This is a genomic window from Enterobacter sp. A8, assembly GCF_004296595.1.
Lineage (GTDB): Bacteria > Pseudomonadota > Gammaproteobacteria > Enterobacterales > Enterobacteriaceae > Enterobacter > Enterobacter cloacae.
This window is the reverse complement of sequence record NZ_SCMF01000002.1, coordinates 415,564-433,402: the sequence shown is the minus strand read 5'-3', so window position 1 is coordinate 433,402 and position 17,839 is coordinate 415,564. Positions and strand designations below refer to the sequence as shown.

Sequence of the window (17,839 nt, the reverse complement as noted above, 5' to 3'; positions counted from 1 at the left end):
CTCGGTTATTCGGTCGGTAAATGCTGGCTGATAAAGTGGCTGGTGAGCGACTGGGCTACGTTTTTATCCAGCGGTTTGCCGCTTAGCGCGGCGCGCAGCCACAGCCCGTCGATCAGCGCTGCAAGCCCGTAACCCGCCTCCTGCGCCTGTTCACGCGGCAGTTCGCGGCGGAATTCGTACACCAGGTTTGAAAGCAAACGGCGGCTGCTTACCTGTTGCAACCGGTAGAGCATCGGCTGATGCATGCTGCTCGCCCAGAAGGCCAGCCAGGCTTTCATTGCCGCGCTGCTGATCTGGGTTTCATCAAAGTTGCCGCCGACAATCGCCTGCAATCGTTGCTCTGCGCTGCCATCCGGCAGGGCATGCAGGCGGCTCAGAACCGCGTCGCGCAGCTGGCCGGTGATGTCGCGCATGGTCGCTTCCAGCAGGCCATTTTTATCTTTGAAGTAGTGACTGATGATCCCGGTTGAGACTCCCGCCCGACGGGCGATCTGCGCGATGGTTGCGTCATGCATTCCCACTTCATTTATTGCTTCCAGCGTGGCGTCGATCAGTTGCCTGCGCCGGATCGGCTGCATCCCCACTTTGGGCATTTTTGCCACTCCATTCATCAGCGTTGGTTAACCATTAAAGCGGTTTTTGATTGGACGTTCAATATAAAATGTGTCTTAATTGTTGCGGATTTGGATTTTAATAGTTACAAAAACAGTGGGGATACTGGATGACAGATCTTTCGCAAGACAGAGAAAAGGACAAAATCAATCCGGTTGTTTTTTATACATCCGCAGGACTGATTTTGTTGTTTTCCCTGATGACGATCTTCTTTAGCGACTTCTCTGCCGAGTGGATTGGGCGCACCCTGAACTGGGTGTCGAAGACCTTCGGCTGGTACTATTTGCTGGCGGCGACGCTCTATATTGTCTTTGTTGTCTGCATTGCCTGTTCGCGCTTTGGCTCGGTGAAGCTCGGGCCCGAGCAGTCAAAACCCGAGTTTAGTCTGTTAAGCTGGGCGGCGATGCTGTTTGCCGCCGGTATCGGCATCGACCTGATGTTCTTCTCCGTGGCCGAACCGGTCACGCAATATATGCAGCCGCCGGAAGGGGCAGGGCAGACGATGGAGGCCGCGCGCCAGGCGATGGTCTGGACGCTGTTCCACTACGGACTGACCGGCTGGTCGATGTACGCCCTGATGGGCATGGCGCTCGGATACTTTAGCTATCGTTATAATTTACCCCTCACCATTCGCTCTGCGCTGTACCCCATTTTCGGTAAAAAGATTAACGGCCCGATAGGACATAGCGTCGATATTGCGGCGGTGATCGGCACCATCTTCGGTATTGCCACCACGCTTGGCATTGGCGTGGTGCAGCTCAACTACGGGCTGAGCGTGCTGTTTGATATCCCGGATTCGCTTGCGGCGAAAGCCGCGCTGATCGCGCTGTCGGTGATTATCGCCACCATCTCGGTCACTGCCGGCGTGGATAAGGGGATCCGCGTGCTCTCCGAGCTGAACGTCGCGCTGGCGCTGGGGCTGATTTTGTTTGTGCTGTTTGTGGGCGACACTTCGTTCCTGCTCAATGCCTTAGTGCTGAACGTGGGTGACTACGTGAACCGCTTTATGGGCATGACGCTGAACAGCTTCGCCTTTGACCGCCCGGTGGAGTGGATGAACAACTGGACGCTGTTCTTCTGGGCGTGGTGGGTGGCGTGGTCGCCGTTTGTCGGCCTGTTCCTGGCGCGTATTTCACGTGGTCGCACCATCCGCCAGTTTGTGATGGGCACGCTGATCATTCCGTTCACCTTTACCCTGCTGTGGCTGTCGGTCTTTGGCAACAGTGCGCTGCATGAGATCATCCACGGCGACGCGGGGTTTGCGCAGGAGGCGATGGCGCACCCGGAGCGCGGATTTTACAGCCTGCTGGCGCAATATCCGGCGTTCACCTTTAGCGCCTCCGTGGCCACCATTACCGGTCTGCTGTTTTACGTCACCTCGGCGGATTCCGGTGCGCTGGTGCTGGGGAACTTCACCTCGAAGCTGAAGGACATCAACAGCGATGCGCCAAACTGGCTGCGTATCTTCTGGTCCGTCGCCATCGGCCTGCTGACGCTCGGCATGCTGATGACCAACGGGATTTCCGCCCTGCAGAACACCACGGTAATCATGGGTCTGCCGTTCAGCTTTGTGATCTTCTTTGTGATGGCCGGGCTGTATAAATCGCTCAAGGTGGAAGACTACCGTCGCGTCAGCGCCAGCCGCGATACCGCGCCGCGCCCGTTGGGCGCCCAGGACAGACTGAGCTGGAAGAAGCGTCTCTCGCGCCTGATGAACTACCCGGGCACTCGCTACACCAGCCAGATGATGGAGACGGTCTGCTTCCCGGCAATGGAAGAGGTGGCGCAGGAGTTGCGATTACGCGGTGCCTACGTGGAGCTGAAAAACCTGCCGCCGGAAGAGGGCGAGACCCTGGGGCACCTGGATCTGCTGGTGCATATGGGCGACGAGCAGAACTTTGTCTATCAGATCTGGCCGCAGCAGTATTCGGTGCCCGGGTTTACCTACCGCGCGCGCAGCGGCAAATCGACCTACTACCGGCTGGAGACCTTCCTGCTGGAAGGCAGCCAGGGGAATGATTTGATGGACTACAGCAAGGAGCAGGTGATTACGGATATTCTGGACCAGTATGAACGGCACCTGAACTTTATCCATCTGCACCGGGAAGCGCCGGGGAATAGCGTGATGTTCCCGGATGTGTAAGCGAATCGCATTCTAAATTGATGCCGGGTGGCGGCTTCGCCTTACCCGGCCTACCGCGAGCCAACTTTGTAGGCCTGATAAGCGAAGCGCCATTAGGCTTGTAGCAGCGTCAACACGCTGTCATCCCTTTTGTGCCAGAAGAGGGTGAAACGTGTGCCCTCCGCATATTCTCCAGCCGGGCGCGAAAGCACCAGCACAAGGGTTTTATCATCTAACGCTGCGACTCTCGCACAGTCAAAACCCATGTAAATCTTTACCTGCGGAAACAGCGCTTTAAACAAACTTTCTTTCGCGCTAAACGCGAGCGTCAGCGCCTGTGCAAAAGGGTAGCCTGAACGCGTTAAACACGCCGCTTCCTGCGCATTGATGATACCGTCCTGGATTTCATGGGCTTCACGGTCGGAAAGGATCGCCTCTGTATCGATACCTACAAGGGCATGAGGATGGTGAACCACAACCGCCATCGCCTGCGTGCCGCTGTGAGTGATGCTACCCGAAACCCCGTGCGGCCAGAGCGGTTCGCCGCTGGGGCCGATGCCGGGAACGGCGTGGCCAGGTAAGGCATGCGCGGCGGCGATGCGGCCCGCCAGATGTTCGGCTTTGCGTTTGCGTCCGGCGTCAGCCAGCTGTGCGTGATGGGGGAGCCAGAGGAGATCGGCGTCGGTGAAGGTGGTGGGGTCGAAGGTGATGCGGTGAACGGTGAGGCTGGCGAGAACGAACGTGCTGTGGGTTGTGTGCATGGTTTTCCCTTCAGAATTGTGCGGCCTGTTGCCCTCACCCCGGCCCTCTCCCACAGGGAGAGGGTGGAAGTCACTGCCTGTATCAGAATCGGGTATTCACGCTCATATACCACGTGCGGCCTGGCTCATTATAGGTATAAGCCCCCGCGCCGTACATATAGGCACCCGTCGAGGTATTCCCGGTGGTCTGGGCATTACCCGCACGCCACTGGCGTTTGTCGAAGACGTTATCCACGCCGCCGGTCAGGCTGACGTTTTTGGTCACGTCCCACGTCGCGCTCAGGCCAAGGATGCTATACGGGCTGACCTCGTCTTTCTCTGACCCGGTCACCGGCTGACCTTTGTAGTTGTACTTCTTCGGCTGCTGCTTGCCGTACCAGGTGAAGGTCGACTGGAGCGACACATCCTGATGCACCTGCCAGCTCAGGGTAGAGTTCAGTGTGTACTCCGGGATGATCGACAGACGGTCGCCGGTCTCCTTGTTCTTGCTCTGCAGCATGTAGGTAATGTTGTTGGTCCAGTTGATGGTATCGCTGACCGGCACGTTCAGGGAACCTTCCAGGCCTTCAACCACTGCCTTCGGCACGTTCTCCCACTGGTAGATATCGGTGGTGACTTTGCTGGTGGAGGTCTGGCCGATTGGCGCATAGCCCGCTTCAATCTTGTTGCGATAGTCGTTGCGGAACCAGGTCACGCCCGCCAGCCAGCCGTCGCGTTTCCACTCCAGACCAATCTCTTTGTTGATGCTGGTTTCGGCTTTCAAATCGTCGTTACCCATCATGTAGCAGCCCACGCCGTCAGAGCTGGCGTAGCAGCCCTGGCCCTTGCTGTATAACAGGTAGTTCGGGTTGGTCTGGTACAGGCTCGGTGCTTTGTAGGCACGCGCAATACCCATCTTCAGGGTGAAATCATCCCCCAGACCCTGCGACAGGTTCAGGGACGGGCTCCAGTTGTTACCCACGATGGTGTGATGGTCGAAGCGCAGCGCCGGGGTCAGCATGGTGCTGTCGGTCAGCTCCATATTGTTTTCCGCAAACAGGGAGAAAATCTCTGCGGAGGTATAGGGGCTGCGATCGTCGCTCATCCCTGGAATGGTCCCGCCCTGCAGGGTTTGCGAGAAGGAAGTGGAATCCTTCATGCGCTGCTGGTTCCACTCGGTGCCCAGCGTCAGGTTCTGGTTGACGATGAAATCAATCGGCAGGTTGATCTCACTGTGCAGCATGACGTCGGCCAGGTCGGTATCGGTGAATTTATCGCTGTTGAATAGCCCTTCGGTTCCTCCGGCCAGCCCTTCACCCAGACGCGAGTTGCGGGTGTGTTCGTACTGCGCCCAGTTGCTGGTGGTAATGCCGTTATCCCAGCCGCCGTTCCACGTGACGGCGAAGTTCTGACGATAGATACGGTTGGTCTCTTTACCGTAGTTCTTCTTCACCAGCGCATTGTCGTTGTTGGTGTTCTGGGTATCCCCGGCGTAGAGGTTGTTCTGGCGACTGTAGCCCGCTTCAAACTCCAGAGACTGCATTGGCGCAAAGTCCCAACGCACCACGCCATTGATGTCTTTGTTTTCTACCCCTTCACGGCCTGCAGGCAGGGTGTTGGCATAGGCGCCGGTACGCTCGGACTGATGGCCCTGGTTGATGTCCCACGCATCGGCCTGGGTTTTGTCAAGGTTACCGTACATGCGGAAGCTGAAGTCGCCGCCCAGCGGGCCGCTCAGGCTGAAGTTGGTGCGTTTTGTGGAACCTTCATCCTTGTGTTCAGGCGCGTTCAGATAGGTGTTCCAGGAGCCGTGCCACTGGTCATCGAATTTTTTGGTGATGATATTCACCACGCCACCTGCCGCACCGTTGCCGTAACGCGCGGCGGCCGGGCCACGGATCACTTCAATACGCTCGATCATCTCAGGCGGCACCCAGCCGGTATCACCGCGGGTGTCGCGCTCGCCGCGCCAGCCCAGACGAATCGAGTTACGGCTGGTGACCGGCTTGCCGTCGATCAGGATCAGGGTGTTTTCCGGGCCCATACCGCGGATATCAATCTGGCGGTTGTTACCGCGCTGGCCGCTGGTGGAGTTACCGGTCAGGTTAACGCCCGGCATGGTGCGGATGATTTCAGACACGTCACGCGCGGGCGGATTTTTACGGATCTCATCCGCGGTAATGGTGGAAACCCCCGGCGCCTGCAAATTCTGCTCGGCGGCGGTGATCACCATGGTGTCTTCATGCTGCGCGGAGGCGGTGTTGTCGTCTGCCATGGCAGGCAGCGCGACGCCATAAATCCCTAAATTGACCAGCAAGGCCAGAGAGTGAATCTTCTTATTCATTGGATGTCCCGCTTTTATGGTTTCTTATGAACGCGCTTCCCACAGCGCGGGCATTACGCTATTGCAAATGCAAATAGTTATCAATAATATTATCAATAAAATTTTTCCTGAAACAAAAAAGACTGTTAAACATGAGGTTAGAAGGGTGACGGTGTTAACAACGGGAAGTGAAGCCTGGTGGCAGTCGAAAAACGGCCCGGAATGGGTGCGTGAACAGGGGAAATATCGGGTCACCTTCTGGTGGCGCGATCCGGCGGGAACGCAACAGACGTCGGCGGTGAAACGCGTCTGGCTGTATATCACCGGCGTAACCGATCACCATAAAAATGCCCGCCCACAATCCCTCGAACGCATCCCGGATACCGACGTCTGGCAATGGCAGGGCGAGTTCAGCCCCCAGTGGCGTGGCAGCTACTGCTTTATCCCCTCAGAGAATACAGACGATTTTGCGCCCGATGTGTTTCACGGTGAGCAGCCGGATCGCCTGGCGCTGCGCGAAGGCTGGCGCAAGCTGCTGCCGCAGGCAATGTCCGACCCGCTTAATACCCAGAGCTGGCGAGGCGGGAGGGGACATGATGTCTCTGCACTGGAGATGCCCGACGCTCCGGTGCAGCCCGGCTGGGATCGCCCCAATACGCCATACCGGCAGCCGGTCTGCATTGACTGGCAGAGCAAGCGGCTGGGTAACCGTCGTCGCGTCTGGATATTTACCACCGGCGATGACGAGCCGGAACGCCCGCTGGCGGTGCTGCTCGACGGCCAGTTCTGGGCCGAGAGCATGCCCGTCTGGCCAGCGCTGACGGCGCTAACCCTCGGACGTAAACTGCCGCCTGCCGTCTACGTTTTAATCGATGTGATAGATATGGCGCATCGCAATAACGAATTGCCCTGTAACCCCGATTTCTGGCTGGCGGTGCAGGAAGAACTTCTCCCTCTTGTAAAACAACGCACGCCATTCAGCGACCGCGCAGACCGTACGGTGGTCGCAGGCCAGAGCTTCGGCGGTCTCTCCTCGCTTTATGCCGCACTAAACTGGCCGCAGCGTTTTGGCTGCGTGCTGAGCCAGTCCGGCTCTTACTGGTGGCCGCATCGCGGCGGGCAGCAGGAAGGGCTGCTTATCGCGCAACTGAAAGCGGGTGAAAAAACCGCACGCGGCCTGCGCATCGTCCTTGAGGCCGGGCGCAACGAGCCGCTGATTTACCGCGCGAATCAGGCCATTTACGACGAACTGCACACACAGCAGCAGGTTTACTGGCGTCAGGTTGACGGCGGACACGACGCGCTTTGCTGGCGCGGTGGGCTGACGCAGGGGCTGATGACCCTCTGGCAGCCGCTTATTCACTAACGGAGTCTGTATGGAATTCAGCAATCCTTTCGATAATCCGCAGGGGCAGTTTGCTATTTTGCGTAACGATCAGGGGCAGTACAGCCTGTGGCCGCAGCAGTGCGAATTGCCCGCAGGCTGGCGCGTGGTATGCGAAGCGCAATCGCAGGACGCATGCCAGCAGTGGCTGGCCGAACACTGGCAGACGCTCAGCCCCTCTAATTATACGGGGGAGCATGCATGAACCGTCTGCCGCTTGTTGCCGCCCAGCCGGGCATCTGGATGGCGGAGCAGCTTTCCAGCCTGCCGAACGCCTGGAGCGTGGCACACTACACCGAACTGAAAGGCGATATTGACGCACCGCTGCTGGCAAAAGCCATTGCCGAAGGCATGATGCAGGCCGACACGCTGCGCATGCGCTTCACCGAGGATAACGGTGAGGTGTGGCAGTGGGTGGATGCATCAATGACGCTGCCTGAACCGGAAATCGTGAATGCCGGTTCCCATGACGCCGCCGTGGCGCTGATGGACGCCGACCTTAATCAGAACCTTCGTGTCGACAGCGGTCAGCCCCTGGCGTTTCACCTGCTGATTCAGATCGGTCCGCAACACTGGTACTGGTATCAGCGCTATCACCATTTAGTGGTCGATGGCTTCAGCTTCCCGGCGATTACCCGCCAGATCGCCGCGATTTATGCCGCGTGGAAGAGGGGCGAGCCCACGCCTGACTCCCCGTTTACGCCGTTCGCCGGGGTGGTGGAGGAGTATCAGCGCTACCGCGACAGCGAGGCGTATCAGCGCGACGGTGCTTTCTGGGCTGAGCAGCGCAAACAGCTTCCTTCTCCGGTCTCGCTTTCCTCTGCGCCGCTGCCGGGGCGTGCCGCCACCACCGACATCCTGCGCCTGAAAATCGCCGCCGATGGCCGCGCCTTCAGCCAGCTTGCGCAGGCCGCAGGACAGGTACAGCGCACCGATCTGGCGCTTGCGCTGGTGGCGCTGTGGCTGGGCCGTCTCACCGGACGGCTGGACTACGCCGCCGGGTTTATCTTTATGCGCCGCATGGGCTCCGCTGCGCTGACCGCGACCGGCCCGGTGCTCAACGTGCTGCCGCTGGCGGTGAACATTCATCCGCACGAGAGCCTGCCGGAACTGGCGCAGCGCCTGGCAAACCAGCTGAAAAAAATGCGTCGCCACCAGCGCTACGACGCCGAGCAGATCGTGCGCGACAGCGGGCGTGCCGCGGGTGATGAAGCCCTGTTCGGCCCGGTGCTCAATGTCAAGGTATTCGATTATCAACTGGACATCGACGGCGTGGAGGCCACCACCCACACGCTGGCCACCGGCCCGGTGAACGATCTGGAGCTGGCATTGTTCCCGGACGAGCAGGGGGGGCTGAGCATTGAGATCCTCGCCAATAAACAGCGCTACGATGAAACCACGCTGGCCCGTCACGTGGCGCGCCTGAATGCGATGTTGACGCAATTTGCCGCTAACCCGGACCTGCGCTGCGGCGAGGTTGAAACGGTCTCAGAGCAGGAATACCAGCAGCTTACACGCATCAACGATACCGGGCTGGCGCTACCGTCCACCACGCTTGCGGAACTGGTGGCGGAACAGGCGAGCAAAACGCCGGACGCGCCCGCACTGGCGGATGCGCACATCGAGCTCAGCTATCGCCAGATGCGCGAGCAGGTGGTGGCACTGGCGCATCTGTTGCGTGAGCGCGGCGTGAAACCGGGCGACAGCGTGGCGGTGGCGCTGCCGCGCTCGGTATTCCTGACGTTAGCACTGCACGGCATTGTGGAGGCGGGGGCCGCGTGGTTGCCGCTGGATACCGGCTACCCGGACGATCGTCTGCGGATGATGCTGGAGGACGCGAAGCCGTCGCTGCTTATCACCACCGACGAACAGCGTCCGCGCTTTAGCGATCTGTCCATTGGGACGTTTAGTTACAACACACTATTACCGGCTGCGGATGCTGAACCGCTGCGGCTGGCGAAGCCGGAGCAGACGGCGTACATCATCTTTACGTCGGGCTCGACAGGGCGTCCGAAGGGGGTAATGGTCGGGCATACTGCCATCGTTAACCGTCTTAAATGGATGCAGGATCACTACCCGCTGACGGCGTGCGACGTGGTGGCACAAAAAACGCCGTGCAGCTTTGACGTGTCGGTCTGGGAGTTCTGGTGGCCGTTTATCGCCGGGGCGAAGCTGGTGATGGCCGAGCCGGACGCGCACCGTGATCCTCAGGCCATGCAGCAATTCTTTGCGCACTATGGCGTCACCACCACCCACTTTGTGCCGTCGATGCTGGCGGCGTTTGTCGCCTCGCTGACGCCGGAAAACGCCGACTGCTGTAAGAGCCTCAGGCAGGTATTCTGCAGCGGGGAAGCACTGCCGACGGAACTTTGTCGCGAATGGGAGCAGCTCACCCACGTGCCGCTGCATAACCTCTATGGCCCGACGGAAGCGGCGGTGGACGTTAGCTGGTATCCGGCATTTGGACCAGAGCTGGCGGCAGTTGTAGGTAACAGCGTGCCGATCGGTTTCCCGGTATGGAACACTGGGTTGCGGATCCTGGATGCGATGATGCGCCCGGTACCGTTTGGCGTGGCGGGCGATCTCTATCTCACCGGTATTCAGCTGGCGCAGGGGTATCTGGGGCGTCCGGATCTCACCGCCTGCCGCTTTATTGCCGATCCGTTCGCGCCGGGCGAGCGGATGTACCGTACCGGTGACGTCGCCCGCTGGCTGGACAACGGCGCGGTGGAGTATTTAGGCCGCAGCGACGACCAGCTGAAAATTCGCGGCCAGCGCATCGAGCTTGGCGAAATCGACCGGGCTATGCTGTCGCTGCCCGACGTGGCTCAGGCGGTGGCGCACGCCTGCGTGTTCAACCAGGCGGCGGCCACGGGCGGCGATGCCCGTCAACTGGTGGGATATGTGGTTTCTGAATCCGGTTTACCGCTGGATCGCGACGCGCTGCTTGCCTCACTCAGATCGCAGCTGCCGCCGCATATGGTGCCGGTGGTGTTACTGCAAATCAGCGCGCTGCCGTTAAGCGCAAACGGCAAACTGGATCGCAAGGCGCTGCCGCTGCCGGAGCTGACCAGCAAAACCATCGGACGCGCACCGGAAAGTGCAACCGAAATTGCCGTCTCGCAGGCGTTTGCGTCTTTGCTGGGCTGCGCGGTAAACGACATCGAAGCCGATTTCTTTGCCCTCGGCGGCCACTCGCTGCTGGCGATGCGCCTGGCCGCACAACTCAGCCGTACGTTCGCCCGCAAGGTGACGCCGGGGCAGATAATGGTCGCCTCTACGGTCAGCAGGCTGAGTGCTCTGCTGGATTCGCCGATAAGCGACGAGCAGGCACAGCGTCTGGGTTATGAAACCTTGCTGCCGCTGCGCGTAAGCGACGGCCCGACGCTGTTCTGCTTCCATCCGGCTTCCGGTTTTGCCTGGCAGTTCAGCGTGCTGGCGCGCTACCTTAGCCCGCGCTGGTCCATTACCGGAATTCAGTCGCCGCGCCCGGAGGGGCCGATGCAGCAGTGTGCGGATCTGGATGGGGTGATTGAACATCATCTGACTACGTTACGTGGCCGGCAGCCCCACGGGCCGTATTACCTGTTCGGCTACTCGCTTGGCGGTACGCTGGCGCAGGGGATTGCTGCGCGTCTGCGTGAACAGGGCGAAACCGTCGCCTTCCTGGGTCTGCTGGATACCTGGCCACCGGAAACCCAGAACTGGGCGGAAAAAGAGGCCAACGGACTCGACCCGGCGGTGTTGGCCGAAATTGAGCGCGAGCGTCAGGCGTTTATCGCCGCCCAGCAGGGGCAGGGCTCCAGCGCGCTATTCAACGCCATTGAAGGTAACTACGCCGACGCGGTGCGGCTGCTCACCACGGCGCACAGCTCGCGGTTTGACGGGAAAGCAACGCTGTTTGTTGCCGAGCGCACGCGAACGATGGATCCGCAGGTGGCGTGGTCGCCGTGGGTAAATGAACTGGAGGTATACAGCCAGGATTGCGCCCACGTGGACATCATTTCGCCGCAGGCGTTTGAGAAGATTGGGCCGGTGTTGCAGAAGATGTTGGGGGAGTGATTTCCCCTCACCCTAACCCTCTCCCACGGGGAGAGGGGATGGTTTGCTCCCTCTCCCTGTGGGTGAGGACATCAGCGCGCACGCTTTCCAAGCGGCACCACCAGCGGCGTGCCCGCCACCGGGTCGTCAATAATTATGCAGCGCATGCCGTAGATCCGCTCGATAAGCGCTGGCGTCACAATCTCCTTCGGCGCGCCCTGCGCCACAATTTCGCCGTCGCGCAGTGCAATTAAATGCGTGGCATAGCGGCAGGCCTGATTCAAATCATGCAGCACCGCCGCCAGGGTGTAACCCTGCGTGCGGTTGAGCTCGCTCAGCAACTCGAGCAGATCGATCTGATGGCTGATATCAAGCCAGGTCGTCGGTTCATCCAGCAGCATAATGGAGGTCTCCTGCGCCAGCACCATCGCGATCCACGCCCGTTGACGCTGGCCGCCGGAAAGCGTGTCCACGCTCTGCCGGGCGAGGTCCGTAATGCCCGTAGCCTGCATCGCGCGGTTTACCGCGTCTTCATCTTCCTTGCGCCAGCGGGTAAACAGCGGCTGGTGTGGATAGCGTCCGCGTGAGACCAGCTCCTGCACCGTGATGTCTCCCGGCGTGGTGGCGTTTTGCGCCAGCAGCCCGATGCGCCTGGCCACCTCTTTACTGGCAAAGCGCTGGATCTGCTCGCCGTCGAGGAATACGTGGCCTTCGACCGGTGTCATCAGGCGACTGAGGGTGCGCAACAGGGTCGACTTGCCGCAGCCGTTCGGGCCGATAATCGCCGTGAAATGGCCGTCAGGAATGTTGACGGTTAAGTCATGGGCAACGATTTTTTTGCCGTAACCGAGAGTAAGGCTTTCGCCGCGCAAGCGGGGGGTTGAATCGGTCATTTCTTGCGTGACTCCTGAACGAGCAAGACGATGAGGTAAATCCCGCCAAGGCTGACGGTGACAACGCCCACCGGAAGTTGATAAGGCATAAACAGCCGCTGGGCGCAGAGATCGGCGGCCAACAGTAACATTGAGCCGCACAGCGCCGCCTGGGTTAAGCCCCAGCGGGCCGTACCGCTAAGACGACGCGCAATGTGAGGGGCAACAAGGGCGATAAAGGAGATGGGGCCGGCAATCGCAGTGGAGGCCGCGGTGAGCAACACGGCGACCAGCATCAGCATCAGGCGCGAACGCTCAACGCCGACCCCCAGCGCACAGGCGCTGTCGTCACCCATCTCCAGCAGCCGCATGCGCCGCACCAGCAGCAGCGCGGCGATAAACATCAGCAGAATCAATGGCGCGGCAGGCCAGACTTTGCCCCAGGTCAGGCCGTTGAGGGAACCGGCATACCACAGCCCGGCCGACAGCGCCGTTTCCAGCGAAGCCTGCAAGAGCAGCCAGGTATTGAACGCCATCAGCATGGCACGCACGCCGATACCGATAATGATCAGGCGGAAAGTGTCGATACCGTTGCGCCAGGCGAGCAGCCAGATCACCAGCGCGGTCAGTATCCCGCCGGTCATCGCCGTCACGGTGATGGCCGTCAGATGCTGACCAAACAGCACCATCGCGACCAGCACGCCGCTCCAGGCACCGGTGTTGAGACCCATTACATCCGGGCTGCCGAGCGGATTGCGCATCAGCGACTGGAAAATCGCGCCGCTGACGCCAAGCGCGGCACCCACCAGCATCGCCATTGCCACGCGCGGCAGTCGCCACTCCGTCACCACCATCGTGACAGCGCGCGGGGCGCTGCCGGTGAGCGCGTTAAACACCTGGGCGAGATCGAGCGTCACCGCGCCGCTGCACAGGCTTGCGATCGCCAGCATCAGAATGGCGATAACCAGCAGCGAAACGCTGAGGATCAAACGACGAGAGGGGGCCATCATGCGTCACCTCCGCGTTTACGTCGTACCAGGAAGATCAGGACCGGCGCGCCGATAAAGGCGCTTACCACCGAAACGCGCAGTTCGCCGGGAACCAGAAGACGCCCGACAACATCAGCGAACAAGAGCAGGGCCGGGGTGGCCAGCAGCGTCACCGGCAGCGACCAGCGGTGATCGGCCCCCACCAGCCAGCGCGACAGATGCGGCATCATCAGCCCGATAAAGGCAATCGGGCCGACCACTGCCGTCGCACTGCCGCACAGCACGGTGATGACCACTAATCCCGTCAACTGGGTTCGCGCCACGCGGTTGCCGAGCGCGGTGGCGGTGTCGCTGCCAAGGCTCAGGCTGTTCAGCGCCCGGCTTAAACCGAGTGCCACGGCGGCGGCAATCATCACCGGGATGACCACCACCTTAAGCGTCTCCAGCGTGCGGATATCCAGCGAACCGGCCTGCCAGAAGCGGAGCTGGTCGTAAACATCCGGGTTAAGCAGGGCGATGCCGTTAGATAACCCTTCCAGCACGGCGGCAAGCGCCACGCCCGCCAGCGTCAGACGTACCGGGCTAAGCTGCCCGCCGCCCTGGCTGCCGGTAAAGGCGACAATCAGCGAGGCCGCCAGCGCGCCGCAAAAGGCCATTACCAGTTGTTCTGAGGGAGAGGTAAACCCGAACAGCGCCGCACCAAGCACAATGGCAAAGCTGGCACCGCTATTCACGCCAAGAATGCCGGGGTCAGCTAGCGGGTTGCGGGTGAGGGTTTGCATAAGTGCCCCCGCAAGCCCCAGTGCGCCACCGGCAAGTAATCCGGCCAGGGTACGGGGCAGGCGGGCATCCAGCACGATGGTGCAGTCGGCGCTCTGACAGGTACCAAAGAGCGCATCAACAATCACGGAGGCGGGCAGCGGTTTCGCACCAACCAGCAGACTGAGCGCCATCGCAAGGATTAACAGCAGCAATAACACGGGCACGGCAACGGCGCGCACCGCAGAAGAAGAGGAAAACGACATAGCAACATCCATGATTTGATAATGATAGTGATTATCGTTATCTATCTTATTTGGCTATGTTAGCATGTGCGCCCATGGAATGGGTAGAAATAGACTCAAGGTCTTGTCATGAATCAAAAATCCTGGCTGATTAACCTCAGCCTGCTGAAGACGCACCCGGCGTATCGCGCCGTGTTTATCGCGCGTTTTATCTCCATTTTGTCCCTCGGCCTGCTCGGCGTTGCCGTCCCGGTACAGATCCAGACGTTGACGCACTCCAGCTGGCTGGTCGGGCTGTCGGTCACCTTAACCGGCGGGGCGATGTTTATCGGTCTGATGATCGGCGGCGTGCTGGCCGACAGGTACGAACGCAAGAAGCTGATCCTGCTGGCACGCGGCACCTGCGGGGTGGGGTTTGTCGGATTGTGCCTGAACGCGATGCTGCCGGAACCCTCCTTACTCGCCATTTACGCCCTCGGGCTGTGGGATGGTTTCTTTGCTTCGTTAGGCGTGACGGCGCTGCTGGCCGCCACACCCGCGCTGGTAGGGCGCGAGAATCTGATGCAGGCGGGGGCAATTACCATGCTTACCGTCCGTCTTGGCTCGGTGATATCGCCGATGGTGGGCGGCCTGCTGCTGGCCACCGGTAACGTGGCGTGGAACTACGGCCTCGCGGCGGCGGGGACGTTTATCACCACCTTAACCCTGCTGCGTCTGCCGCTTCTGCCACCGCCACCGCAGCCGCGTGAGCATCCGCTGAAATCGCTGATGGCGGCGATCCGGTTTCTGTTCAGCAACCCGCTGATTGGTGGTATTGCGCTGCTCGGTGGCCTGCTGACGATGGCGAGCGCCGTACGCGTGCTGTACCCGGCGCTGGCGGGGGTGTGGCAGATAAGCGCCTCAGAGATTGGCGTGCTGTACGCCGCCATTCCGCTCGGCGCGGCGTGTGGTGCGCTAACCAGCGGCAGGCTGGCGCAGAGCGCGCGTCCAGGGTTGATTATGCTGTTGACGACACTGGCATCGTTTATCGCGATGGGGTTCTTCAGCCTGATGCCGGTCTGGGCGCTGGGTGTGCTGTGTCTGGTGCTCTTCGGCTGGCTGAGCGCCATCAGTTCTCTGTTGCAGTACACCCTGATCCAGACTCAGACGCCGGAGGGGATGCTCGGGCGCATCAACGGCCTGTGGACCGCGCAAAACGTGACGGGCGATGCCATTGGCGCGGCGATCCTCGGTGGGCTGGGGGCCGTCATGACGCCGGTGGCTTCGGCGAGCACCAGCGGGTTTGCGTTAGCCGTTGTAGGTGGGATCCTGTTAATGGTATTAGCAGAATTGCGCCGGTTCAGGCAGGAGGTTGTATTGAACGACGGTGCGGCCTGATGCCCTCACCCCGCCCCTCTCCCACGGGGAGAGGGAGGGAAAATGCCTACTTAAACAATGCATTTAATCTCTCTAACACCAGCATCGCGCTGTAATAATCCAGGCGGAACGTCTCCGTTCCCAGTGCCCACACGCGTTTATTCTTCACCGCAGGCAGGTGAGCCAGCAGCGGGTTGGCGTAAATCGCCTCGACGTCTTTTTGATCGCCGGCAAACAGGAACAGGCCTTCACCGTTCAGCCCGGTAGCCAGATTTTCACCGCCTAACTGGATGATGTCGTGACGTTTGCCCTGACTTTTTGATGTGTGCAGCCCGGCAGGCAGTTCGGCCAGGGTAAAGCCTAACTGGTGCAACAGCTGGCCCTGGGCAGACTCCGCGGTCCACAGGTTAGCGCTGTGCGCGGCAGCGGTGTAAACAATGGCGTTCACCGGCTGCGGCGGCAGCGTCATCTGCTGTTTCACCTGCGCGAGTTGTTTATCGAATGCTGCAATGCGTTCGGCGGCCTGTTTTTCCTGTCCGGTTATCGTGCCTAACTGCTTCAGCAGTTCCTGCCAGCTTTTGTCGTCGTAGTTGATGATGAGCGTCGGCGCGATGGCGGAGAGCTGATCGTACAACGCCAGGGCCGAATCTCCGCCGGTCGCGCTAATCAGAATCAGATCCGGCATCTGCGCCGCCACCGCTTCCGCACTCGGCTCGCCAATGTACAGGCGCGCCACGTTGCGCTGTTTCGCAATATCACCCCACTGACGTAAAAAGCCCTGCGCATCCGCCACGCGGTTATTGGGCGTGGTCGCCCCGCTGGCCACTACCGGAGCGTCAATCGCCAGCAATGAGCCGGTCAGGGTCACGCTGGTGGAGACAATGCGCGTGGGTTTGCTCTCCAGGGTATGCACGCCGCGGCTGTCGGTTACCTGACGCGGCCAGTCGGCGGCGATGGCTGAGGTTAGTCCTAAAACAAAACATCCCGTTAAAAGAAGGGCATTACGGCAAACGGCGGGGAATTTCACAACGCGGCATCCTGTTCTCTTTGAAGTTAATGCTTCTCATTTTCATGATTGCGGCGAGGGGATGCAAGCGATACTCGCACAAGATGTTCGCTCTGCGGTTGACACCGGCGCGATGTGGGATTAGGTTAGCCAACGAAAATATAAATGATAATCATTATTGCTTCTTTTATCATTTTATGGAGGATGATATGGATACGTCCCTGGCTGAGGAAGTTCAGCACACCGCGACCACGCTGCCATCAGACAGCTTTTTCTTTATGTCGCCTTACCGCAGTTTTACCACGTCAGGCTGTTTTTCCCGTTTCTCTGAACCCGCCGAGGGCGGTGATAACCCGTCGGGGGCCTTCCAGCAGAAACTGGCTCAGGCTTTCCGCAACGCGAAGGCCAGCGGCATTGCCCATCCCGTGATGGTGGGAGCCATCCCGTTCGATACCCGCAAGCCCTCATCCCTGTTTATTCCGCAGCACTGGCAGACCTTTTCGCGCCCGGCGCGTCAGCAGTCCGCGCGCTATTTTTCCGCTTCCCAGGCGTTGAGCGTGGAAACCCGCACTGAGATCCCGCCGCAGCCCGTGTTTGAAGAGATGGTTGCCCGTGCGGCAGCGCTCACCGCCACGCCACAGGTGAACAAAGTGGTGCTGTCGAGGCTGATTGATATTGCGACGGATAAAAAGATTGATAGCGGCGCGCTGATGGAGCGACTGATCGCCCAGAATCCGGCCAGCTTCAACTTCCATGTGCCGCTGGAAGATGGCGGCGTGCTGCTGGGCGCGAGCCCGGAACTGCTGCTGCGTAAAGAGGGGACACACTTTAGCTCTCTGCCGCTGGCGGGCTCTGCGCGTCGTCAGCCGGATGACGTGCTGGATCGCGAGGCGGGTAATAAGCTGCTGGCCTCCGAGAAGGATCGCCACGAGCACGATCTGGTGACCCAGGCGATGAAAGCCATTCTGGCACCGCGCAGCCATCATCTCAGCATGCCAGCTTCCCCGCAGCTGATCACCACCCCAACGCTCTGGCATCTGGCGACGCCGGTGGAAGGGGAGGCCCGTGAAAATGAGAACGCCCTGACTCTGGCCTGTCTGCTGCACCCGACGCCTGCGCTGAGCGGTTTCCCGCATCAGGCGGCAAAAGAGCTGATTGCCGGGCTGGAGCCGTTCGACCGCGAACTGTTTGGCGGCATCGTTGGCTGGTGTGACAGCGAAGGCAACGGCGAGTGGGTGGTGACCATCCGCTGCGCGCGTTTGCTTAAAAATCGCGTTCGCCTGTTTGCCGGTGCGGGCATTGTGCCAGCCTCCTCCCCGGTGGGCGAGTGGCGCGAAACCGGGGTGAAGCTCTCCACCATGCTCAACGTTTTTGGTTTGCACTGAGGAAT

Annotated in this window: 13 protein-coding genes; 6 read left to right on the top strand and 7 right to left on the bottom strand. The window is 60.2% G+C overall.

What is annotated here, in order from left to right; genetic code table 11:
- Window positions 1–5: 5 nt before the first annotated feature.
- Window positions 6–593 (bottom strand): transcriptional regulator BetI, encoded by a 588-nt coding sequence (gene betI / locus EQV24_RS10115; protein WP_058651704.1) that lies wholly within the window; start codon window positions 591–593, stop codon window positions 6–8.
- A gap of 128 nt (window positions 594–721) precedes the next feature.
- Here betI and betT point away from each other — a divergent pair, with 128 nt between their 5' ends.
- Entirely contained in the window at window positions 722–2,755 is a 2,034-nt protein-coding gene (gene betT / locus EQV24_RS10110) for a choline BCCT transporter BetT (protein ID WP_130626520.1), read from the top strand.
- A 92-nt stretch (window positions 2,756–2,847) separates the two neighbouring features.
- Here betT and entD read toward each other — a convergent pair whose 3' ends face one another.
- Both entD and EQV24_RS10100 read right to left on the bottom strand, forming a co-directional pair.
- Complete coding sequence (gene entD, locus EQV24_RS10105; protein ID WP_061773070.1) at window positions 2,848–3,495, bottom strand: enterobactin synthase subunit EntD; 648 nt, start codon at window positions 3,493–3,495, stop codon at window positions 2,848–2,850.
- An 82-nt stretch (window positions 3,496–3,577) separates the two neighbouring features.
- A complete protein-coding gene (locus EQV24_RS10100; RefSeq protein ID WP_013097643.1) occupies window positions 3,578–5,818 on the bottom strand; it encodes a TonB-dependent siderophore receptor in 2,241 nt (746 codons plus the stop codon).
- A gap of 16 nt (window positions 5,819–5,834) precedes the next feature.
- Between EQV24_RS10100 and fes the strand changes: the two genes are divergently transcribed.
- Genes fes through entF form a run of 3 tightly spaced genes read left to right on the top strand, consistent with a single transcriptional unit; the run spans window position 5,835 to window position 11,243 of the window.
- The gene (gene fes / locus EQV24_RS10095; protein ID WP_347812679.1) at window positions 5,835–7,163 is read left to right on the top strand and encodes an enterochelin esterase; all 1,329 of its coding nucleotides are present in this window, start codon (window positions 5,835–5,837) and stop codon (window positions 7,161–7,163) included.
- Window positions 7,164–7,173: 10 nt separating this feature from the next.
- Window positions 7,174–7,386, top strand: coding sequence for an MbtH family protein (locus EQV24_RS10090; protein WP_048972631.1), 213 nt, complete (start codon window positions 7,174–7,176; stop codon window positions 7,384–7,386).
- Window positions 7,383–11,243 (top strand): enterobactin non-ribosomal peptide synthetase EntF, encoded by a 3,861-nt coding sequence (entF, locus tag EQV24_RS10085; protein WP_130626518.1) that lies wholly within the window; start codon window positions 7,383–7,385, stop codon window positions 11,241–11,243. The genes EQV24_RS10090 and entF overlap by 4 nt, the downstream gene beginning before the upstream one ends.
- A 71-nt stretch (window positions 11,244–11,314) precedes the next feature.
- On the opposite strand, the gene fepC is transcribed toward entF, so the two are convergent.
- Genes fepC through fepD form a run of 3 tightly spaced genes read right to left on the bottom strand, consistent with a single transcriptional unit; the run spans window position 11,315 to window position 14,108 of the window.
- Window positions 11,315–12,115 carry an iron-enterobactin ABC transporter ATP-binding protein gene (gene fepC / locus EQV24_RS10080; protein ID WP_130626517.1) on the bottom strand — a complete coding sequence of 267 codons (801 nt, stop codon included), beginning with the start codon at window positions 12,113–12,115 and terminating at the stop codon, window positions 11,315–11,317.
- On the bottom strand, window positions 12,112–13,104 hold the full coding sequence (gene fepG / locus EQV24_RS10075; RefSeq protein ID WP_044158800.1) for an iron-enterobactin ABC transporter permease: 993 nt from the start codon (window positions 13,102–13,104) through the stop codon (window positions 12,112–12,114). Before fepG ends, fepC begins: the two co-directional genes overlap by 4 nt.
- Entirely contained in the window at window positions 13,101–14,108 is a 1,008-nt protein-coding gene (fepD, locus tag EQV24_RS10070) for a Fe(3+)-siderophore ABC transporter permease (protein ID WP_023621325.1), read from the bottom strand. The genes fepG and fepD overlap by 4 nt, the downstream gene beginning before the upstream one ends.
- A 108-nt stretch (window positions 14,109–14,216) precedes the next feature.
- On the opposite strand from fepD, the gene entS reads away from it, so the two are divergent.
- Window positions 14,217–15,464: an enterobactin transporter EntS gene (gene entS, locus EQV24_RS10065; protein WP_102751661.1), complete on the top strand. Its 1,248-nt coding sequence runs from the start codon at window positions 14,217–14,219 to the stop codon at window positions 15,462–15,464.
- A 46-nt stretch (window positions 15,465–15,510) separates the two neighbouring features.
- Here the strand turns inward: entS and fepB are convergent, their stop codons facing one another.
- The gene (gene fepB, locus EQV24_RS10060) at window positions 15,511–16,470 is read right to left on the bottom strand and encodes a Fe2+-enterobactin ABC transporter substrate-binding protein (RefSeq protein WP_013097635.1); all 960 of its coding nucleotides are present in this window, start codon (window positions 16,468–16,470) and stop codon (window positions 15,511–15,513) included.
- Window positions 16,471–16,658: 188 nt separating this feature from the next.
- Between fepB and entC the strand changes: the two genes are divergently transcribed.
- Window positions 16,659–17,834, top strand: a complete 1,176-nt coding sequence (entC, locus tag EQV24_RS10055) for an isochorismate synthase EntC (protein WP_029883761.1) — start codon at window positions 16,659–16,661, stop codon at window positions 17,832–17,834.
- Window positions 17,835–17,839: the final 5 nt, after the last annotated feature.